The organism is Pedobacter paludis (assembly GCF_003173575.1).
Taxonomy (GTDB): Bacteria; Bacteroidota; Bacteroidia; order Sphingobacteriales; family Sphingobacteriaceae; genus Pedobacter; species Pedobacter paludis.
The window spans coordinates 236212-258813 of record NZ_QGNY01000001.1; the positions used below are offsets into that span (position 1 = coordinate 236212).

General features: G+C 38.9%; 12 protein-coding genes. All 12 read left to right on the plus strand.

What is annotated here, in order from left to right; translation table 11 throughout:
- The first annotated feature begins 152 nt into the window (after positions 1 to 152).
- The 12 genes from DF947_RS01035 to DF947_RS01090 all read left to right on the plus strand — a co-directional run bounded on the left by DF947_RS01035 (position 153) and on the right by DF947_RS01090 (position 22427).
- Entirely contained in the window at positions 153 to 3305 is a 3153-nt protein-coding gene (locus DF947_RS01035; RefSeq protein ID WP_109927835.1) for a DUF6298 domain-containing protein, read from the plus strand.
- Between the two features lies 1 nt (position 3306).
- Positions 3307 to 4707 (plus strand): glycoside hydrolase family 140 protein, encoded by a 1401-nt coding sequence (locus tag DF947_RS01040; RefSeq protein WP_109927836.1) that lies wholly within the window; start codon positions 3307 to 3309, stop codon positions 4705 to 4707.
- Positions 4708 to 4883: 176 nt separating this feature from the next.
- Positions 4884 to 5813 carry a glycoside hydrolase family 43 protein gene (locus DF947_RS01045; protein ID WP_205940720.1) on the plus strand — a complete coding sequence of 310 codons (930 nt, stop codon included), beginning with the start codon at positions 4884 to 4886 and terminating at the stop codon, positions 5811 to 5813.
- A gap of 104 nt (positions 5814 to 5917) precedes the next feature.
- The gene (locus DF947_RS01050; RefSeq protein WP_109927837.1) at positions 5918 to 7750 is read left to right on the plus strand and encodes a sialidase/neuraminidase family protein; all 1833 of its coding nucleotides are present in this window, start codon (positions 5918 to 5920) and stop codon (positions 7748 to 7750) included.
- 169 nt (positions 7751 to 7919) lie between these two features.
- Positions 7920 to 9329, plus strand: a complete 1410-nt coding sequence (locus DF947_RS01055; RefSeq protein ID WP_240615292.1) for a sialate O-acetylesterase — start codon at positions 7920 to 7922, stop codon at positions 9327 to 9329.
- Positions 9329 to 12103, plus strand: coding sequence for a glycoside hydrolase family 2 protein (locus DF947_RS01060; RefSeq protein ID WP_109927838.1), 2775 nt, complete (start codon positions 9329 to 9331; stop codon positions 12101 to 12103). The genes DF947_RS01055 and DF947_RS01060 overlap by 1 nt, the downstream gene beginning before the upstream one ends.
- A gap of 294 nt (positions 12104 to 12397) precedes the next feature.
- A complete protein-coding gene (locus DF947_RS01065; RefSeq protein WP_240615293.1) occupies positions 12398 to 15133 on the plus strand; it encodes an alpha-L-rhamnosidase in 2736 nt (911 codons plus the stop codon).
- Positions 15134 to 15356: 223 nt separating this feature from the next.
- A complete protein-coding gene (locus DF947_RS01070; protein ID WP_109927839.1) occupies positions 15357 to 16022 on the plus strand; it encodes a DUF3826 domain-containing protein in 666 nt (221 codons plus the stop codon).
- Positions 16023 to 16154: 132 nt separating this feature from the next.
- Positions 16155 to 17291, plus strand: coding sequence for a sialidase family protein (locus DF947_RS01075; RefSeq protein WP_109928475.1), 1137 nt, complete (start codon positions 16155 to 16157; stop codon positions 17289 to 17291).
- The gene (locus DF947_RS01080; protein WP_240615294.1) at positions 17288 to 18868 is read left to right on the plus strand and encodes an acetylxylan esterase; all 1581 of its coding nucleotides are present in this window, start codon (positions 17288 to 17290) and stop codon (positions 18866 to 18868) included. Before DF947_RS01075 ends, DF947_RS01080 begins: the two co-directional genes overlap by 4 nt.
- 154 nt (positions 18869 to 19022) lie before the next feature.
- On the plus strand, positions 19023 to 19919 hold the full coding sequence (locus DF947_RS01085) for a sugar phosphate isomerase/epimerase family protein (RefSeq protein ID WP_109927840.1): 897 nt from the start codon (positions 19023 to 19025) through the stop codon (positions 19917 to 19919).
- A 3-nt stretch (positions 19920 to 19922) separates the two neighbouring features.
- Positions 19923 to 22427 (plus strand): L-rhamnose mutarotase, encoded by a 2505-nt coding sequence (locus tag DF947_RS01090; RefSeq protein ID WP_109927841.1) that lies wholly within the window; start codon positions 19923 to 19925, stop codon positions 22425 to 22427.
- Positions 22428 to 22602 lie beyond the last annotated feature (175 nt).

The window sequence follows — 22602 nt, forward strand, 5'->3', positions numbered from 1 at the left end:
AGACTAAAGCGAAATACTAAGCGCACCGCTTAGTCAGTTCGTCATTGCGAGGCACGAAGCAATCTTAAAGCGATAGTTTTAACCTGCAAATTGTAGTAAGATTGCTTCGTACCTCGCAATGACGGAGAGCATAAAAAGAAAAATTAATACCAATGCCAAAAACTAACCACATATATAAAACTAGCGTACTGCCTCTTTTGGCTTTACTTTTTCTGGTTACAAATTTTTCTTTCGCCCAAAAAACAAAGCCTGTTGAACCACCAAAACCTATTTTTAAAGGTAAGGACGGCAAAATGGCTTATACGCCTGATGAGCAGGGAAATCGTATTCCCGATTTTTCTTATGCAGGTTACATGGCGGGCGAAAAAGCAATTCCAAGTGCTTCAGTTAAAGTTGTTGTTCCCGTTTCAAAAGGTGATGCCACTTTAAGAATTCAGTCGGCCATTAACTACGTTTCAAAATTACCCGTTGGAAAAGATGGTTTGCGTGGTGCGGTTTTATTAGAAAAAGGAACATACGAAGTTGTAGGTACCTTAAAGTTATCAGCATCTGGTGTTGTACTCCGTGGAAGTGGCTTTGGTGAAAACGGAACTAAAATCTTTGCAACAGGTTTGGATAGAATCGGTGTAATCAGAATTTTAGGTAAAAAAAATAAAGTAGAAGAAACGCCAATTTCCATCACTGATAGTTACGTTCCCGTAAATTCAAATAAAGTAACGGTTTCAAATATCAAAGGCTTTAAAGTCGGCGATAAAATCATCATAAACCGTCCTTCAACAAAAGAGTGGATTGAGACTTTGAAAACGGTTGAATTTGGTGGTGGTGAAAGCGCTTTAGGTTGGAAACCCGGAACAAGAGATATTCGTTGGGATAGAAAAATCATCGCAATAAATGGTTCTGTAATCACTTTCGATGCGCCGATTACAACCGCTTTGGATTCTAAGTTCGGTGGAGGAACAGTTTCAAAATACCAATGGGACGGAAGAATAGCGCAATCGGGCGTTGAAAATTTAAAACTCGAATCAGATTATCACAAAGACAATATCAAAGATGAATACCATCGCTGGACAGCCATTTGTTTAGAAAATGTGGAAGATGCCTGGGTTCGTCAGGTAGTTTTTGAACATTTTGCAGGCTCTTCCGTAAATGTTCTGGAAACCGTAAAAAGAATTACGGTTGAAGATTGTAAATCGCTTGCACCAATTTCAGAGATTGGAGGCGAACGTCGCTACACTTTTTTAACCACGGGTCAGCAAACACTTTTTCAAAGGCTATATTCTGAATATGCTTACCACGACTTTGCAGTTGGTTTCTGTGCGCCAGGACCGAATGTTTTTGTTCAATGCCAGTCGTATCTGCCATTCAGTTTTAGTGGTGCAATTGATAGTTGGGCATCAGGTGTTTTGTTTGATATCGTAAATATCGATGGGCAAGCATTAAGTTATTTGAACCGAGGTCAGGATGGACAAGGCGCAGGCTGGAGCGCCGCCAATAGTGTTTTTTGGCAATGCAGTGCCGCAAGAGTAGATAATTTTCAACCGCCAACCGCTCAGAACTGGGCATTTGGAACTTGGTCTCAATTTGCTGGGAACGGCTATTGGGACATGTCGAACGAACAAATTCAGCCAAGAAGTCTGTATTATGCGCAATTAAAAGATAGGTTAGGAAATGAGGTTGATGCAAGAGCCTTTGTGCTTCCTATGGAAACCGAGGCATCCAGCAGTCCTCCTGTAGATGTAGCTCTAAAATTGACCAAACTAGCTTACAAACCAGCCTTAACGGTTTCAGAATATATAGATTCTGCATCAATAAGAAATAAAATTTCTATAGAAAGCAATCAAGCTAAAAGTATCGATAAAATTGGCGTTGATAAAATTGTTCAACCTGCACTTGCCCCGGTAATGAACATTAAAAATGGTTGGTTGGTTCGTGGTAATGAGGTTGTTGTTGGCAATCGTCAGGAAGTTCCTTGGTGGAACGGAAGCGCTCGTCCTTATGGGTTAAAAAACACCAAATTCCATGTTACGCGTTTTGTTCCTGGTCGTGAGGGTAATGGCTTAACCGATGATTTGGATGAAATTACCGATTCGATGAAAAATGGTTCAGTTAAAATTTTAGAACATAACTATGGTCTTTGGTACGATAGAAGGAGAGATGACCACGAGCGTATCCGTCGTATGGACGGAGAAGTTTGGCCACCTTTTTACGAATTGCCTTATGCCCGTAGCGGTCAAGATAAGGCGTGGGATGGTTTGAGCAAATACGACATTACAAAGTACAACCTTTGGTATTGGGACCGATTAAAAACTTTTGCCAACTTGGCCGACCAAAAAGGTTTGGTTTTAATCCACGAAAATTATTTTCAGCACAATATTATCGAGGCAGGAGCACATTATGCCGATTTCCCATGGCGTACTGCAAACAACATTAACAATACCGGCTTCCCTGAACCCGTGCCTTATGCGGGCGATAAACGTATTTTCATGGCCGAACAATATTATGATGTCACAAACGAACATCGCAGAGCGATACATAAAGCCTACATCAGAAAATGTTTAGAAAATTTTGACGGAAATTCAGGTGTAATTCAACTAATCGGCGCTGAATTTACAGGCCCTTTGCATTTCGTTCAGTTTTGGATTGATACCATTGAAGAATGGGAAAAGGAAACCGGCAAACACCCGATTATTGGTTTAAGTGTTACTAAAGATGTTCAGGATGCTATCTTAGCCGACCCGACTCGTGCAAATGTTGTCGATTTAATTGATATCAGATATTGGAATTATCAAGCCGATGGAACTGCTTATGCACCACAAGGTGGTTTAAGTTTGGCTCCACGTCAACATGCCCGTTTGCTAAAGCCAAAAAAGACATCTTTCGAAGAAGTTTATCACGCAGTATCAGAATACAAAACTAAGTTTCCTGAAAAAGCGGTGATTTATTCCGGAGACAGCTTTGATAGTTTCGGTTGGGCAATTCTAATGGCAGGTGGTTCACTATCAAATGTTGATGAGCTTGATGCATCAGTTTTAAATCTTGCATCAACCATGAAACCGTTTCTTCCGGCAGGTAAAACTGCAAAACAGTACGGATTGGAAAATGCAGGTAAAGCTTACATTTTATATAATGCATCTTCTGAAGCCATCAATCTCGACTTAAGTAAATCAACGGGAAAATTCAATGTAAAGGTATTGAATGCTAAAACAGGAAAATCAATTAAGGAAGAAAAAATCAACGGTGGTGCTATAGTTAAGCTTAATAAAGCAACATCGGGCGACGAAGTAATCATCATCAACAAAATTTAACATGAATATTAAATCTAAAATATTTCTACTCGTTGTAGTTTCTTTTTTTGCCTTTGGATGTAAAAAGAAGCCTCATTTCGGCGATAAAAGCCTTTTGGTTTCAGAGAATGGAAGATATTTAACAACTGGCGATGGCAAACCTTTCTTTTGGTTGGGTGATACTGGCTGGTTGTTGTTTGGAAGATTAAACAGGGAAGAGGCAAATACCTATCTGGAAGACCGTAAGCAAAAGGGTTTTAATGTAATTCAGGTAATGGTTTTGCATGATGTTCCCTCAAGAAATATCTATTTAGATTCTTCAGTAGTTCATGCTGATGTTTCAAAACCCATGATTACGCCAGGTAATAATCCGAAAGATTCTTTGGCTTACGATTATTGGGACCATGTAGATTATATTATCGACAAAGCATCTGAAAAAGGGCTTTATATGGCTTTAGTTCCAGTTTGGGGAACAAATGTAAAGGCAAAAAAGGTTAACAAAACGCAGGCAAAAGCTTATGCCGAATTTTTGGCAAAACGTTATAAAGATAAATGGAATATCATTTGGTTAAATGGCGGCGATATTAAAGGAAGCGATGGAATGGATGTTTGGAAAACGATTGGTGAAACTTTACGTGCCAACGACCCAAACCACCTCATTACTTTCCATCCGAGGGGAAGAACAGCTTCTTCGCAATGGTTTCAGAATGCAAGCTGGTGCGATTTTGATATGGTTCAATCCGGCCATCGCCGTTACGACCAAGATACATCTAAGAATGAAAAACTGCATTATGGCGAGGATAACTGGAAATATATCGAAGCCGATTACAAGTTAAAACCTACCAAACCAACCATTGACGGAGAACCATCTTACGAGGATATTCCGCAAGGTTTACACGATACTACACAGCCCCGCTGGACGGATGCAGATGTAAGAAGATATGGTTATTGGTCGGTTTTTGCAGGTGCTTTCGGGTATACTTATGGGCACAACTCAGTGATGCAGATGTATAAAAATACGGATTTGAAACCTGCATACGGCCCGAAAGACCAATGGATAACGGCTATAAATGCACCAGGTGCTAAACAGATGCAATACCTGAAAGATTTAATGTTACCACATTCTTATTTTGACCGTGTACCCGACCAAAGTTTGGTTGCCGGAAAGAACGGCGAAAAATACGAGCGTGTTATCGCAACCAGAGGTGAAGAATATGCACTTCTTTACACTTATACAGGGAAAAATTTCAGTGTTCAATTAGGTAAAACCGATGGTGATGATGTAAAAGCATCGTGGTTTGACCCAAGAACAGGAAAGGTTACAGCAATCGGAGAGTTTGAAAATAAAGGTATAAAGGAATTTAATCCGCCCGGTGAACCGGCAAATGGTAATGATTGGGTTTTAGTCTTGGAGAAGATATAATAAAAACACCCCGCCTTTCAGGCACCCCTCTGAAAGAGGGGAATTATGGGTGCATAAAAACCTTGAAGGCTAAAGCATTTTGAGGGGTTATAAAACAATGAGGGGAGATTCCCCTCTTTTAGAGGGGTGGCCATAGGCCGGGGTGTTACTTTTGGCAAAGTCAAGAAAAATAAAAAATGTTAAAAGCAAAGTTCATATCATCATTTCGTGTCGCCATAATTGGCCTGGCTTTGTGCGGATTAACATCTTGCTCAAAACAAGCCTATTTATTTACCTCTTTCCACGAACCTGCAACGGAGGGATTAAGATTTTTGTACAGTTACGATGCCTACCATTGGACGGATTTGAATAAAACATTTTTAAAACCTGAAGTTGGTACCCAGAAAGTTTTACGCGACCCGTCAATTGTTCAGGGACCTGACGGAACTTTTCACTTGGTATGGACATGCAGTTGGAAAGGTGATAAAGGTTTCGGTTATGCAAGCTCAAAAGATTTAATCACCTGGAGCGAGCAAAAATTTCTTCCCGTAATGGAAAGTGAGCCATCGACCGTAAATGTTTGGGCACCTGAAATTTTTTACGATGATGAGAAAAAGGAATTCGTAATTATTTGGGCTTCTACCATACCGTTTCGATTTACAAAAGGCATTGAAGACGAAGACAACAACCATCGCATGTACAGCATCACCACTAAAGATTTTGTAAGTTTTTCAAAACCTCAATTGTTTCTAGACCCTGGCTTTAGCGTTATCGATGCGGTAATTGTAAAACGAGCTACTAAAGATTATGTGTTGGTTTTAAAAGATAATACCCGCCCGAACAGGAATTTAAAAGTGGCTTTCGCAAAAGATGCTTTAGGTCCGTATGAGAATGTTTCGGAAACTTTTAGTCCGAAGTTAACAGAAGGACCAACGGTTGTAAAAGTTAAAAATGATTGGCTGATTTACTTCGATGCTTACGGACAGAAGATTTATTCAGCTTATAAAACTTCAGATTTTAAAACTTTTAAAGATGTAACATCAGAAGTTTCAATCCCGGAAGGGCATAAACACGGAACAATAATAAAAGTGAAAAGGAAAGTGATTGAGGGATTGAAAAGTAATTGATAAGTCGTCATTGCGAGGCATGAAGCAATCTTAATGCGAACGAAAGGCTAACCCATAGTTGTAGGATTGCTTCGTGCCTCGCAATGACGAAATGAATACATAACATGAAAATATTTAAAATACTTTTTTTAACCTTGCCATTTGCACTTGCGATACAAACCTCGCAGGCGCAAGATACGGTGCGTTATACAGGGAAAACTTTGGTTAATGCAGATTATCATCACGGGCAACTTTCGCCGGTGATGGGTGTCCACAATATTCAAACTTTCAGGGCAAACAGAGAGCACCCTGAATTGGCTGAAAACTTTGGGTGGACCTATAATCATGCTCCAATGTTGGCCTATTGGAACAACAAATTTTACATCGAATATTTGAGTGATAAAGTTGGAGAAAGTATCCCGCCGGGACAAACTTTAGTGCAATCATCACAAGATGGTTACAACTGGACAAAACCCGAAGTTGTTTTTCCGATTTACAGAATTCCCGATGGAACTACAAAAGAGGGTAGAACCGATGTTGCCAAAGATTTAGATGCAGTAATGCATCAGCGTATGGGTTTTTATGTTTCTACAAAAAACGTTTTTCTGGTTTTAGGTTTTTATGCCATCAGTTTTGATGCAAAAGACGACCCCAATGATGGGCATGGAATTGGCAGAGCCGTTCGCGAAATCCAGCCAGATGGAAAGTATGGTCCGATTTATTTCATTCATTACAATCCGGGTTATTCAGAAAAAAATACAAAATACCCATACTTCACAAAAAGCAAAAATAAAGCCTTTGTTGATGCTTGTAACGAGCTGTTGGCGAATAAGTTAATGACACAGCAATGGAATGAAGAAGCCGATAGAAAAGACCCTTTAATCACTTTACAGAAACAATACAAAGCGTTCAGTTACTATCATTTGCCCGATGGAAGAGTGGTTGGTTTGTGGAAAAATGCGCTAACCGCAATCAGTACCGATAACGGTAAAAGCTGGCCTGCAAGTGCATTTCGTGCACCGGGTTTTGTAAACAGCAATGCCAAAATCTGGGGTCAAAAAACTTCGGATGGCAATTATGCAACGGTTTACAATCCATCAGAATACCGTTGGCCGTTAGCGATTTCGACAAGTAAAAATGGTTTGGATTATACCAATTTACTGCTGATAAACGGTGAAATCACACCAATGCGCTACGGTGGAAATTACAAGTCTTACGGTCCGCAATATGTTCGTGGTATTGAAGAGGGAAATGGGAAACCAGCCGATGGTAAATTATGGGTAACCTATAGCATGAACAAAGAAGATATTTGGGTTTCTTCGGTTCCGGTTCCTGTAAATGATAAAGCCACTCAACATGTAAATGATGATTTTGAGAAATTGTCAAAAGGTAAAGAACTCGAAATGTGGAATATTTACAGTCCGCTTTGGGCGCCCGTAAAAGTAGAAAATGGTGCTTTGGTTTTAAGAGATAAAGACCCATTTGATTTCGCAAAGGCCGAAAGATTATTTCCGACATCGAAAAAGATAATTGCTTCGTTTTCAGTAACGCCAAAACAAAATAATTTCGGATTATTAGAAATTGAATTGCAGGATGCTAAAGGAATGGCAAGCGTTCGTTTGACTTTTGATACTGCCGGAAATTTAAGCGGAAAAGCCGGTGCCCGCTACAAAAACTTCATGAAATACGAAGCCGGGAAAAGCTATGATATTAAACTGAAATTAGACGCTCACACCAGGTTTTATTCACTCACGGTTAACGGAAAAGAAATGTCATTAAGTTTGGCTTTTCAACCGGTGGCCGATGTTTCGAGGATTGTTTTCCGCACCGGAGATGTTCGTCGTTTCCCTGATGTAGATACCCCTGCCGACCAAACTTACGATTTGAAAAACGCAGGAGAATCAGAGAAAAAGGAAGCTGTTTATTCGATTAAATATTTAAAAACGGAGGGATTTTAAGATGGGAAAGAAGTTTAAACACATCGTCATTGCGAGGCACGAAGCAATCTCATTCGAGAAGTCAGATTGCTTCAGCTCGCACAAGCCCCGCTTCGCAATGACGACCGCCTTGTCTGTTTTGCACACAATCTCGCCGTCATTGCGAGGAGGCACGACGAAGCAATCTTTCATGCTGTTACTCTTTTTCTTTCTCTCATTCTCAGCCAATGCAAAAATCCTCTTGCCTCAAATCCTATCAAGCGATATGGTTTTGCAAAGAGATAAACCCATTAACGTTTGGGGTTTTGCATCACCTGATGAAAAAATTGAAGTTACTTTTGCCGGACAGAAAAAACAGACCATTACCGATAAAAAAGGAAATTGGTTGGTGGTTTTAGCGTCGTTAAAAACGTCGGCTAAACCACAAACCATGACTATTTTAGGCTCCAACAAAATCGAACTCACCAATATTTTAGTTGGCGAAGTTTGGGTATGTTCCGGTCAATCGAACATGGAATATCAAATGCGTAAATTGGCTAAAATTCCGAAACCTAAAAATGAAAAGTTAGGTTTCCCGGCTGATGAAGTAGAGAAAGCGAAAAATACACAAATCCGGATTTTTCTTGTAAATCGTAAGCAATTGGCAAAACCCGATTCAATTCATAAGAGTTGGGCGGTTGCGCAAGATTCAGCTTTACGTGCTTTTTCGGCAGTAGGGTATTTCTTTGCTAAAGAAGTTCAGGAAAAATTGGGTATTCCGGTTGGCATGATTTCTTCATCAGTTTCGGGTAGTGCAATAGAGCCTTGGGTTGCTCCTGAAGCTTTTGCTCAAGAGTCCTTTTTCAAAAACCAAAAAGTAAGCAACGACCCCGGTAAGTTTTATACAACCATGATTGAACCACTTTCGAAATTTAAAATTCGTGGTTTTTTGTGGTATCAGGGCGAAACAAATTGCTTTTTAAATGAGACGATAAGCTACTCATACAAATTAAAAACTTTGGTAAATCTTTGGCGTAAAGCTTGGGGTGAGCAGTTACCATTTTATTACGTTCAAATTGCGCCTTATGATTATAGTAAGCAAAAGAGCGATAAAGTTGTGCTAACTGCAGATACAGAACCAAATTTTTGGGAGGCACAACAACAGATTTTACGCTTGCCGAATACAGGAATGATTGCAACTTCCGATTTAAACGACAACGGAGGAGATTTGCACCCGACATATAAATGGGAAGTGGGCAGAAGATTGGCACTTTTGGCTTTGGGGAAAACCTACGACCAAAAAATAGATTTTTCAGGGCCGATTTTTAAATCTGTTTCTTTCAAAAAAAATGAAGCTATTCTTGATTTTGATTATTTGAAACCAATTAATTCAACTTCAATTACAGGCTTTACAATTGCCGGAAAAGACGGAAAATTTGTAAACGCTGATGCTTTCTTAAAAGATGGAAAAATAATTGTTTCATCTAAAGAAATTGCAGACCCAACCGCCGTTCGTTATAACTGGACGGAAAGTCCAACCGGAAATCTTTATAGTAACGGATTGCCTGCATTGCCTTTCCGTACCGATAATCCTCTAACTAATCAATTTAAAACCAATTAATGAAAATCAGATTTATACTTTTCTTTTGTTCAATGATGATGTTTGGCGCTGTAAAAGCACAACAAACAGAGAAATTATATCTATCGGGAACTGGAAATGATGATACCGTTAATTGGGATTTCTTTTGTACCGAGGGAATGAATTCAGGTAAATGGACAACCATTCCGATACCCTCGAATTGGGAATTACAAGGTTTTGGAAAATATAACTACGGTTTCAATAAAGAAGAAAATAAAGGCAAAGAACAAGGACTTTATAAGTTTAATTTCAAAGTTCCCGCCGATTGGAAAAATCGAAAAATAAATATTGTTTTCGAAGGTTCGATGACCGATACCGAGGTTAAAATCAATGGGAAATTAGCAGGGGAAATTCATCAGGGCTCTTTTTATGTCTTCAGATATGATATTTCTAAGCTGATAAAGTTAGGAGATGATAACTTGTTGGAAGTTAAGGTTTCGAAACATTCGGCCAATCAATCGGTTAATGAGGCAGAACGCAAAGCCGATTTCTGGATTTTCGGAGGAATTTTCAGACCTGTTTATCTGGAATCATTACCGCAAACACATATCGATAGAGTTCAGGTTGACGCCAAAGCTGACGGGAATTTCAATGCTGAATTGGCTTACACAGGCGATGCCGATAAATTGGTGGTTGAACTTTTCGGCAAAGATGAAAATCGATTTGGCGAGAAGTTTACCGTTCCGATTAAAAAGGGAATACAAAAATTGATGTTAAACCATCAGTTTTCTAAACCCGAATTGTGGTCTTCAGAGTTTCCAAATCTTTACAAGGCGACTTTTACTTTAATCAAAAACGGAAAGGAAATTCATCAGGTTTCAAAGAAAATAGGTTTCAGAACTATTGAAGTAAAAGAGCGTGACGGGGTTTATGTAAATGGTGTTAAAATAAAATTCAAAGGTGTAAATCGTCATTCTTTTTATCCGACTTCGGGCAGAACAACAAGTAAAAAAATCAGCATTGCTGATGTAGAGTTGATGAAAGAGATGAACATGAATGCTGTTCGCATGTCGCATTACCCGCCCGATGGCCATTTTTTGGATGTTTGCGATTCGCTCGGATTATATGTGATGGATGAATTGGCCGGTTGGCATGGAACTTACAACACACCGACGGGAACAAAGTTGATGAAAGAAATGATGCTGAATGATGAAAACCATCCGTCGATTATTTTTTGGGCCAATGGAAACGAGGGCGGACACAACCGCGAACTAGACCATCTATTCGCTGAAGAAGATATTCAAAAACGCCCTTTAATTCATCCATGGGAAAACTTTAATGGATTTGAAACCACGCATTATCGTGAGTTTAATTACGGAATCGGAAATTATGACCACGGGCACAATATTTTAATGCCTACTGAATTTTTGCATGGTATGTGGGATGGCGGGCACGGTGCAGGTATTGAAGATTATTGGAATGCAATGTGGCACAATCCGCAATCTGCAGGCGGTTTTCTATGGGATTTTGCCGACCAGGCTGTAGTCCGTACCGATAAAAACGGCGAATTGGATACCGATGGAAATCATGGCCCGGATGGAATTGTTGGTCCTTACCACGAAAAAGAAGGCAGTTTCTTTACCATCAAAGAAGTTTGGAGTCCTGTTTTTGTGGAGAAAAGAGAAATGACAGCCGGTTTCGATGGCTCGTTTTTGCTGGAAAATCGTTATGCTTTTACCAACCTCAATCAATGCACATTCGAATGGAAATTGAAGAAATTAAAAGCCGGTGATGATGCAGAATTTAAAGCAGGGAAAGCCGATGCACCGGATATTAAACCTTTCGAAAAAGGTAAGTTACAAATCAATCTTCCGGCAGATTGGAGAACTTTCGATGCACTTTATTTAACGATTAAGGATGTTTATGGCAAAGAATTATTTACCTGGAGTTTCCCGATTGCTTTGCCAAAGGATGATGCAGAGAAAATTGTGGTTAAAACCGGTTCATCTAAAGTAACTTTTAAGCAAGATGCTAAAGTTTATCAGGTTTCGGCAAACGGAATTGATTTAACTTTCGATAAAAATAGCGGGTTATTACAACAAGCCAAAAATGCTAAAGGCGTGATTCCGTTTTCAAATGGTCCGATTTTACAGGAAGGTGTAAATAATTTCAAAAATTTCACCATGAAAATGGATGGCGATAATCTGGTAATTTCATCTAAATTCGATAAAAAACAGAGTTGGAATACTTTGGAATGGACAATTTATCCATCGGGTTGGTTAAAAATGGAAGTAAAATATTTTCCATCCGAATACTTCACCACGTTCGTGGGATTGAACTTTTCTTATCCCGAAACGGAAATCAAAAGTGTAGAATACAAAGGCAATGGACCATATCGTGTTTGGAAAAATAGAATGAAAGGCCAACAGTTCGGTATCTGGAAAAAGGATTGTAATGACTCCGCAACGGGCGAACCGGCTTGGCAATATCCGGAGTTTAAAGGTTATTATTCGAACATGTATTGGTGCGAATTTATAGGTAAGCAACAATCTTTTAAAGTGGTAACCGATAGAGAAGATGTTTTCTTGAGACTATTCACGCCCAAAAAATCGAAAGATACAGAGTATGATAACATGAGTCCGACTTTCCCTAACGGCGACATTTCTTTTATGAATGGAATTTCGGCAATTGGAACTAAAACGCAGAAGCCGGAAACAACAGGACCAATGGGAATGAAGAATATATATTATGATTTTGATAAAGACCCAAGCAGGGCATTGAATATGACTTTGTATTTTGATTTTTCATTGCGGTAGTCCGTCATTGCGAGGAGGCACGACGAAGCAATCTAATTAGTAGGATTTATAAAAAAAGAATTGCCCGCGGATAACACGGATTTACGCAGATTAAAAATTACAGTTCTGCGAAAATCTCCGAAATCTGCGGGAGAGAAATAAAAAAAATTATATGAGATAACTTTACGCATTTCGTCATTGCGAGGGGGCACAACGAAGCAATCTAATTCGGAAGTCAGATTGCTTCAGCTCGCTTACACCTTGCTTCGCAATGATGACCGCCTTAAGTGAAAAATTGAATAATAATAAAACTAAATGAACATTAAAATCTACATATCGATTATCAGCATTTGGTTCATACCATTCACAAAAGTGGTAGCACAGGTTTCGTTGCAAAAAACCACTTGCGAGATGCTCGTAAATCCGTTGGGGATTGATGTTCAGAAACCCCGTTTGGCCTGGCATATTATTTCGAACGAAAGAAACGTGATGCAAACCGCTTATCAGGTTTTGGTTGCTTCCTCATTAGAGCAATTAAACGCAAACAATGGTGATTATTGGGATTCAGGAAAAGTGAATTCTGCTGAATCCATCCACATAATTTACAATGGAAAAGCGTTGACAAGTCGTACTAAAGTTTACTGGAAAGTTAAAGTCTGGACCACAGTCGGCCAAAGCGAATGGTCGGGCAACAATTACTTTTCGATTGGTTTATTGTATTACAAAGACTGGCCGAAAGGCTGGATAGGTTTCGACAGAGCTTTTCCGTGGGATAACATCAAAACCGATTCACGCTTATCTGCAAGGTATTTCAGAAAAGAATTTCAAAGTTCAAAAACTGTAAAATCAGCTACGGCCTCTATCATTGGATTGGGTTTATACGAGCTTTTTATCAACGGAAAAAAAGTTGGAGAAGATGTTTTGTCGCCATCGCCAACTGATTACACCAAAAATGTAAAATACAATACTTTCGATGTAACCGACTACATTCAAAACGGAAAGAATGCTGTGGGTACAATCTTAGGTAACGGTCGGTTCTTTGCCATGCGACAAAATGAAAAACCTTATAAAATCAAAACGTTCGGTTTCCCGAAAATGCTGATGAACATCAATATCGTTTACACCGACGGCACAACGGCGAATATTGATACCGATGACAGCTGGAAAGGAACAGCCGACGGACCCATCAGAACCAACAACGAGTATGATGGTGAAGAGTATGATGCAACTAAAGATTTTTCAGGTTGGAATAAAATTGGTTTTGATGATAGCAAATGGGCAAAAGCAGAATTTGTTCAGGAACCTTCAGGTGTAATCGAGGCGCAAATGAATGAAAATATGCGGGTGATGAAGACGCTTAAGCCCGTTTCAATCAAAAAACTTTCTAACGACCGATACATCCTTGACATGGGGCAAAATATGGTGGGTTGGTTGCAAATCAAAGTAAAAGGTTTAAAAGGAAAGCAAATTAAAATGCGTTTTGCCGAATCACTTCAGGATAACGGTGAACTCTTTACTGCTAATCTTCGCAATGCGAAATGCACCGATTTATATACTTTAAAAGGCGGTGAAACCGAAACTTGGGAGCCTACTTTTGCCTATCGAGGCTTTAGATATGTAGAACTTTCGGGTTACACTTATCAGCCATCGGTAAACGATTTTGTGGGTAAAATGATTTACGATAACATTAAAACGGTCGGCACTTTCGAAACTTCTGATGCTTTAACCAATCAAATTTTTAAAAACGCCTGGTGGGGAATTGCAGGAAGTTATAAAGGCATTCCTGTCGATTGTCCGCAGAGAAACGAGCGTATGCCTTGGCTTGGCGACAGGGGTGCAGTTGCTTACGGAGAAAGTTTCGTTTTTGATAATGGCAGGTTTTATACCAAATGGTTGCAGGATATCAGAAATTCGCAAAAAGAAGATGGTGCGATTCCTGATGTTGCCCCTGCTTTTTGGAGGTATTATAGCGATAACATGACCTGGCCTGGGGCAATGCTTTTGGTTACAGAAATGGTTTACAAACAAAACGGCGATGTTTCTGCTGTTCGTGATAACTATCCCGCAATGAAAAAATGGCTTGCGTATATGCAGGACAGATACATGAAAGATTATATTTTAACCAAAGATAGTTACGGTGATTGGTGTATGCCGCCAATAACCATCGAGTTCGGTCGTGGAAAAAGTGCCGATAAAAAATATCCGTCAGAACTCATTTCAACGGCTTATTACTATCATTTCACGCAATTGATGATTCAATTCGGACAAGCCATTGGTAACGAAGAGGATGTGAAAAATTATGAAGCGTTAGGAGATAAAATTGCAGACGCTTTCAACAAAAAATATTATAATGAAAAAGGATATTACGCCTCAAATGCTTTAACGGATAACATCATTCCACTTTATTTTGGCATGGTTCCGAAAGATAAGGTGGAAGAAGTTTTCAAAAATATTGTTTACACTGTTGAGGTAACGAATAAAGGTCATTTGAGTAACGGGTTGGTTGGTATTCAGTGGTTAATGCGCTGTTTGAACGATTACGGCAGACCTGATTTGGCATACACCGTTGCCACTCAGAAAACCTATCCAAGTTGGGGTTACATGGTCGATAATGGCGCAACTACAATTTGGGAACTTTGGAACGGCAACACCGCCGACCCGAAAATGAATTCGCAAAACCATGTAATGATGCTTGGTGATTTGTTAATCTGGTATTACGAAAATCTGGCAGGAATTAAATCCGAAAGCTCGGCTTTTAAAAAGATTATCATGAAACCTGAAATGATAAATAGCTTGAATACGGTAAATGCAAGCTACAATTCTGCATATGGTTTAATAAAAAGCAGTTATACTAAAACTGGAAAAACTTTTAATTGGAACGTAACCATACCACCAAATACAACAGCTGTTGTTTACATTCCTGCAAACAATAAAAACGAGGTTTCTGAAAAATTGAAATCAATTAAAGATTTAAAATTTATAAAAATGGAGAATGACAGAACGATTTATGAGGTTGGCTCGGGCGATTACTCATTTGTGGTGGAGAAATAAATGGTTCGTGAGGACACGAACCATGGCGGGTGGGAAGTAAGAAAAAAATCGTCATTTAGAGTAGAGCGACAGAGAAAAAAGATATATACATTTTGTTTCGCCTCATCGTCATTGCGAGGCACGAAGCAATCTTACAACGATAGCATTAGGATTGCTTCGTGCCTCGCAATGACGACCGTTTATGTAAAGTGGTTAATAAATTGATAACCAATAAAATACAATTATGAGAAAGATTTTAAAAACATTAGTACTGATTACCTTACTACTAACCACAGTAAACGTATACAGTCAAACAAAAGATGTTGTTGTACCCGAAGAAATTCTAACCAAAGCAAAAGAATTTGTTTCTTCACTAAATTTAACAGATGCAAAGAAAAAGTCTGAGGTAGAAAATGTTATAGCTGTTCACTTAACAACCGTAAGAGATTGGCATAACGAACATCCTGCATCAACCGTTCCTGATGGAATTAATCCTGTTACGGGAAGTAAATTGAGTAGTTTAGCTAAACAAATCATTGCCGATTCCGCTATGCCATTTAGTGTTCATCAAGCTTTAATGGATGGGTTAAATAAAAACTTATCTCCTAAACAAGTAGAAATAATTTTAGATAAATACACTATTGGGAAAGTTGAATTTACCATGAAAGGGTATAAAGCTATTGTTCTTGATTTAACAGATGATGAAGCAACGAAGATTTTATTCTTTCTAGAGATTGCTAGGGAGCAAGCTGTAGATTATAAAAATATGGAAGAGATTTCCGCAATTTTTGAGATTTATAAAACGAAATCAGAGCAAATGCTGAATAACAATGGTCGCAATTGGAGAGCGCTTTATAGTGCTTACACGAAAAAGATAAAAGAAGAAAAGGCAAATAAGGCAAAGCAGTAATTATTTCGCTTAACCTTATCGTCATTGCGAGGCACGAAGCAATCCTAAAGCGGTCGCTACAACTATAGTAGTAATATTGCCTCGTTCCTCGCAATGACGACCGTTCACAGATAGTTGGTTAAAACAAACATTATGTTAAAAAGAAAAATATACATCACATTAGGACTTGCTTTTACACTTGCTTTAAGTGCCAATGCTCAAGTAGAAAAATGGCAAACAGGAGTTGTGAAGCAAGAATTTCTTTACGATAAAGCGCCCTTTCCATCTTGTCATTCTGCAACAATTGCAGAAACGCCAACAGGTTTGGTTGCCTCTTTTTTTGGCGGTACGAAAGAACGAAATCCGGATGTTGAGATTTACATCAGTCGATTTGTTGATGGCAAATGGTTAGCGCCGGTTTCCGTGGCAAACGGCATTCAGCCTGATGGTAAAAGATTACCGACATGGAACCCTGTTTTATATCAGGTTCCCGGCGGAGATTTATTATTGTTCTATAAAATCGGACCAAAACCATCTGAATGGTGGGGTTTGATGAAGACTTCAAAAGACGGCGGAATTACCTGGTCTGAGGCTACGAAATTGCCTGATGGTTACATTGGTCCCGTTAAAAACAAACCCGTTTTATTGAGTAATGGAAACCTTTTTGCGCCATCAAGCCGAGAGGGTGACGGCTGGAAAATTCACTTTGAAGTAACAAAAGATAACGGCAAAACCTGGAGAACTGTAGGGCCATTGCCTGAAAATGGAATCAAGGCTATTCAGCCAAGTATTCTTCAACACGGAAACGGGAAACTTCAAATTTTAGCCAGAACAGCAAACAGAGCAATTGTAGAATCATGGTCGGATGATAATGGCGAAACCTGGTCGGCTTTAACCAAAACTTCATTACCGAACAACAATTCCGGCACTGATGCGGTAACGATGAAAGATGGTCGCCATGTTTTAGTTTATAACCATGTTTTGCCTCCCGGCGATTTAGCCAAAGGACCAAGAACACCATTGAATGTTTCTATTTCTAAAGACGGTAAAAATTGGTCTGCCGCACTAATTTTAGAAGATTCGCCGATTAGCCAATATTCATATCCTGCTGTTATTCAAACTTCTGATGGCATGTTGCACTTCATTTATACATGGAGAAGAGAAAAAATTAAACACGTAGTCGTCGACCCGTCGAAGTTGAAATTGAAGAAAATAAAAAATGGTGTTTGGCCAAAACTGAATGGTTATACGGCACCTGTAATTACGGAAACTAAAAGCGAAGAGCCATGAAATTAGATAATTCTTCTGTTTTCCAAATCGTCATTTCGACCGCAGTGGAGAAATCTTTTAAATTAGTTTCAAAGATTTCTCGGCTATCGCTCGAAATGACGGTTAAAGAATTTAAAAATCTACGTCTTCATCATTCTACGCTTTGCTATCCCCCTTTGGAGGGGGCAGGGGGAGGATTTTTAAAAAGTTTTTTCCTTATTATCATTTCTTTAACTTTTTGTGTAAGTGGCTTCGCCCAAACGCAAAACACCGATAACCTCTATAAAAAACCACTTGTAGATGTCTTAAAAGAAATTCAAACCCGATTTAAAGTTCAGATTAAATATTCCGAACCGCAGGTTAAAGACAAATGGGTAAACTATGCAGATTGGCGTTTTCGTGCCGATGTCGATGAAACACTTTCAAATGTGCTTACGCCTTTGGATATGAAAGTAAACAAGGAAAAGCCTGGTGTTTACAAATTAAAGGAATATGAATATTACCGTTGGGAAGTTAAGGATGGGTGGGCCTATTTGGATACTTTAGCCACAAAGTATCATGATAAGGCCAGTTGGGAAAAGCGAAAAGCAGAAATCAAACCCGAACTATACCAAGCATTGATGTTATCGCCATTGCCCGCAAAGCCAAACTCAAAACCAATTATCACAGCGAAAAGAGTTTTTGATGGCTATTCCGTTGAAAACATCGCCTTGGAAATCCTCCCGGGCGTTTGGATTAATGGCTCATTATATAAGCCATTAAATGTAAAAGGTAAAATCCCTGTGGTTTTAAGCCCCGACGGGCATTGGGAAAAACAGCGTTACAGACCTGATTGCCAGATTCGTTGCGCAACAATTGCTCGTATGGGAGCCATGGCTTTCAGCTACGATTTATTTGCCTGGGGCGAATCGATGCTTCAATTTAAATACGAAGACCATCGCCGAAGTTTAGCACAGACCGTTCAAACACTGGGTGGAATTAGAATTTTGGATTATTTCTCATCGTTAAAAGAAACCGATACAAACAGAATTGGAATCAGCGGTGGTTCAGGTGCCGGAAGTCATTCTATTTTGATGACTGCAATGGATGACAGAATTAAACTAAGTGCTCCTGTGGTTGCCATGTCTTCATACTTCTATGGCGGTTGCCCATGCGAAAGTGGCATGCCCATCCATCAATGCGGAGGTGGTACTGATAATGTAGAATTGGCCGCAATGGCAGCACCCCGACCACAATTATTGGTTTCAGATGGTAGCGATTGGACAGCTCATACACCTGAACATGATTTTCCATATCTGCAAAAAATGTATGGTTATTACGGAGTTAGCAACAAAGTTGAAAACGTTCATCTTCCTGAAGAAAAGCACGATTTCGGTGTCAACAAACGCATTGCATTGTACGATTTCTTAATCAAAAACTTCAAGCTAAATGGTAATGCCGTTAAAGATAAATCAGGAAAATATGATGAAACCAAAGTAACTATTGAGAAAGAAAATGCGATGTATGTTTTCGGAGATAAGGGGGAAAAATTACCTAAAAATGCGGTAATGGGATTTGAAAATTTAGAAAAATTGTTTCCATTAAATGTAACAAAATAATGTTTTAGTCTCGCCGTCAATCCCACGCAGGTGGGAATCTTAAAGCATAAGCAAATCCTTATCATTAGGATTCTCAGTCAAGCTGAGAATGACGACCGGTTATGGTTAGTGTTTTAATCCACTGACAAAAAAATATTAAAACAATAAATTAAATATGCACCATCAAAACAGAAGAACTTTTATTGCCAATACTGCTTTGCTTGCAGGCGCTTTTATGATTCCGAATCAGTTGCTTTTTGCATTTGAGAAAAAGAACAATTACAAAATTGCTGTAATTGATTTAATGATTTTGAAACGTCAGAAAATTAGTGCGTTGCCGTTGGCTAAAGAAATCGGTGCAGATGGTTTGGAAATTGACATGGGTGGTTTGGGTGATAGAGAAACTTTTGATAATAAATTGGCAGACCCGAAAGTGCGTCAGGAGTATTTAGATAAAGCAAAGGAATTAAATCTCGAAATCTGCTCGCTGGCAATGACAGGTTTCTATGCGCAATCTTTCGCAAAGCGACCGACATATCAAAAGATGATTCAGGATTGTTTGGATACGGCAAAGGCGATGAATGTAAAAGTGGTTTTTCTTCCATTGGGTGTTCAGGGCGATTTGGTTAAAAACCCCGAACTGCGTGAGCCAATTGTAGAAAGGCTAAAAGTTGCGGGTAAAATGGCTTCGAAAGCTGGTGTTATCATCGGCATTGAAACGGCCTTGGATGCAAAAGGAGAGCTTCAATTGCTAAAAGATGTTGGTTGTAAGCATGTGAAAAGTTATTTCAATTTCTCCAATGCCATTAAAAACGGAAGAGACTTACAAAGTGAATTAAGGATTTTAGGTCGAAAAAACATTATTCAAATTCATGCGACTAATGAAGATGGTGTCTGGTTGCAAAATGACCCGAAAATCGATTTAAAAAAAGTAAAAGAGACGCTCGACGATATGGGTTGGAAAGGTTGGTTAGTGGTAGAAAGAAGCAGAGATGCAAGCCAACCAACAAACGTAAAATATAATTTCAGTGCAAATACAAATTATCTGAAATCGATTTTTCAAGTGAAATAATTTATGAAAAAGATTAGCATAACCTTTTTATTGATATGCAGTTTACTGTACTTCAAAGCAAGTGCAGTGGATATTTATGTCGCGAAAAATGGTAATGATACTAATTTGGGTACCAAAGAAAAGCCTTTGGCAACGCTCAATTTCGCAATTAGAAAAGCCCGTGAATTAAGGCGCTTAAAGGATTCCTCAATAAAAGGTGGAATTAGAATTATCGTTGGCAAAGGTATTTATCAGCTTCACGAACCCATAGTTATTCGCCCTGAAGATTCAGGAACAAAAGATAGTCCCACGGAAATTATAGCCACTGAAAAAGTAGTTTTAAGCGGGGGCATTAAAATTAATGGCTGGAAAAAATTTAATGGTACATTACCTGGATTACCTAAAAATGCGATTGGAAAAGTTTGGGTTGCCGATGTACCTAATTTCGATGGAAATGGTTTGTTATTCCGTCAGCTTTGGGTGAATGGAAACAAAGCGGTAAGAGCTAAAAACTACAATGGCGATGCAATGGGCAGGATTTTATCATGGAATACCAAAAATCAAACATGTAAAATTCCCTTACAAAAAGACATTAATTTAGCAAATATCAAAGGCATGGAAATGCTTATCCATCAATGGTGGGCAATTGCAAATCTTCGGGTTAAGTCGGTAAAAATTAGAGGTAATTCCGCTGAACTTTCATTTATGCAACCTGAAAGCAGAATTCAATCAGAGCACCCTTGGCCTGCGCCATGGATATCTGAAAAAACTGGAAATTCAGCTTTCTATCTTTCAAATGCTATCCAATTCTTAAACGAAGCGGGAGAATGGTACCAAGATTTCAAAAATCACAAACTTTATTATTGGCCCAAAGCTTCGGAAAATATGCTTAAAGCTGACGTTACTGTTCCCGCATTAGAAAACCTCGTAAAAATTGAGGGAACAATTGATAATCAGGTTTCCTTTGTGAATTTTAAAGGTATTTCTTTTGAGCATTCTACATGGTTGCGACCATCGAAACAAGGCCATGTTCCGCATCAGGCAGGTATGTACATGCTCGATGCTTATAAATTGGAGAAAGCAGGCACGCCTGATAAACCGACTTTAGAAAATCAGGCTTGGGTCGGCCGACCTGCATCGGCTGTCGAAGTAACTTATGCCAACAATACTTCGTTTGAATCTTGCAGTTTTGAGCATCTTGCATCAACGGGTTTAGACTACAGGAAAGGTACTTCGAATAATGAAATCAAAGGAAATTTATTTAAAGATATTGGCGGCTCTGCCATTTTAATCGGAACATTTTCTGATGAGGCCACTGAAGTTCATCTGCCCTATAATCCATCTGATAAAAGAGAAATTTCGACAAATGATAAAATTGAAAACAACTTAATTGCCGATGTAACCAACGAGGATTGGGGTGCAGTGGGTATTGGAGCAGGTTATGTTCGCGGAATTAAAATTCTGCATAACGAAATCAGCGATGTCTCGTATTCGGGCATCAGCATGGGTTGGGGTTGGACAAAAACTCAAAATGCGATGAAGAATAATACCATCAGCGCAAATAAAATTCATCATTACGGAAAGCATATGTATGATGTGGCGGGAATTTATACTTTATCGGCACAGCCTGAATCTTTTATCACGGAAAACGTTGTCGACAGTATTTACAAAGCACCTTTTGCGCATCTTCCTGAACATTGGTTTTATCTTTATACTGATGAGGGTTCTTCGTATTTTACCATAAAAAACAATTGGACACCTGCTGAAAAATATCTCCAAAATGCTAATGGACCTAATAATTTATGGGAAAGCAACGGGCCAAAAGTTGCGGAGAACATCAAACAAAATGCAGGTTTAGAGAAGCCTTATCAATATCTGCTTAGAGAAAAATCAATTTATTCCAATCGTGGAATTAATCGGGCTGAAGATAAATCGGTAGTTTTTGAGTTGATTTTTAAAAATGATAATCTGCCATCAAATAAAGTCCTGGAGGGTTTTGCAAAAGAAAATAACCTGCTTTCAAGGTCAATTTACAAGTGGAATAATCGATTGGTTATTTATACTTCAAGCCTAAAAGTCGAGAGTTTGCAACAGACTTTGAAACGTTTAAATGCATTAGAAATTAAGCTTTATGATAATCTTTTTTACGATTTTAACAGAGCGAAAAATTGTGGCGACGAACCTGTAGCAGAATGGGATAACATCATTTTGTCTGCCAATTTGGTCAAGGATGAAAAGAGGCAAAAAGAATATTTGGATTACCATAAGACACAATTTGAGAAATGGCCCGAGGTATCAAAAGGGTTTTGCAATGCAGAGTTTCAGCGATTGGCTATTTTTAAAAAGGACAGACAATTGATGTTGATAATCAGCATTCCGAAGGGAAAAAAATTAGATGATTTGAATCCGAAAACGTCTTCAAATAATCCGAAAGTGGATGAATGGAATGCAATAATGAAGAAATATCAGGAAGGAATTGAGGGGACAAAACCCGATGAAACTTGGGTGTTTTTTAAACCGATAGAGTAAAGTTAAATCACTCGTCATTGCAATTGTTTGTCATTCTGAGGAACGAAGAATCTGCAAGCGATGGAAACCTACCGCAAACAAACCACTATAAAACATTTGTGCGTTAGGTTTGAGCAGTGATAATTGGTTGGGGGATTCTTCGTTGTACTCAGAATGACATAAAAAAAAATAACGC

Bases quoted from the DNA above. Each gene is read 5' to 3' on its own strand.
- DF947_RS01035 (WP_109927835.1), top strand. From the start codon at position 153: ATGCCAAAAACTAACCACATATATAAAACTAGCGTACTGCCTCTTTTG.
- DF947_RS01040 (WP_109927836.1), top strand. From the start codon at position 3,307: ATGAATATTAAATCTAAAATATTTCTACTCGTTGTAGTTTCTTTTTTT.
- DF947_RS01045 (WP_205940720.1), top strand. From the start codon at position 4,884: ATGTTAAAAGCAAAGTTCATATCATCATTTCGTGTCGCCATAATTGGC.
- DF947_RS01050 (WP_109927837.1), top strand. From the start codon at position 5,918: ATGAAAATATTTAAAATACTTTTTTTAACCTTGCCATTTGCACTTGCG.
- DF947_RS01055 (WP_240615292.1), top strand. From the start codon at position 7,920: ATGCTGTTACTCTTTTTCTTTCTCTCATTCTCAGCCAATGCAAAAATC.
- DF947_RS01060 (WP_109927838.1), top strand. From the start codon at position 9,329: ATGAAAATCAGATTTATACTTTTCTTTTGTTCAATGATGATGTTTGGC.
- DF947_RS01065 (WP_240615293.1), top strand. From the start codon at position 12,398: ATGAACATTAAAATCTACATATCGATTATCAGCATTTGGTTCATACCA.
- DF947_RS01070 (WP_109927839.1), top strand. From the start codon at position 15,357: ATGAGAAAGATTTTAAAAACATTAGTACTGATTACCTTACTACTAACC.
- DF947_RS01075 (WP_109928475.1), top strand. From the start codon at position 16,155: ATGTTAAAAAGAAAAATATACATCACATTAGGACTTGCTTTTACACTT.
- DF947_RS01080 (WP_240615294.1), top strand. From the start codon at position 17,288: ATGAAATTAGATAATTCTTCTGTTTTCCAAATCGTCATTTCGACCGCA.
- DF947_RS01085 (WP_109927840.1), top strand. From the start codon at position 19,023: ATGCACCATCAAAACAGAAGAACTTTTATTGCCAATACTGCTTTGCTT.
- DF947_RS01090 (WP_109927841.1), top strand. From the start codon at position 19,923: ATGAAAAAGATTAGCATAACCTTTTTATTGATATGCAGTTTACTGTAC.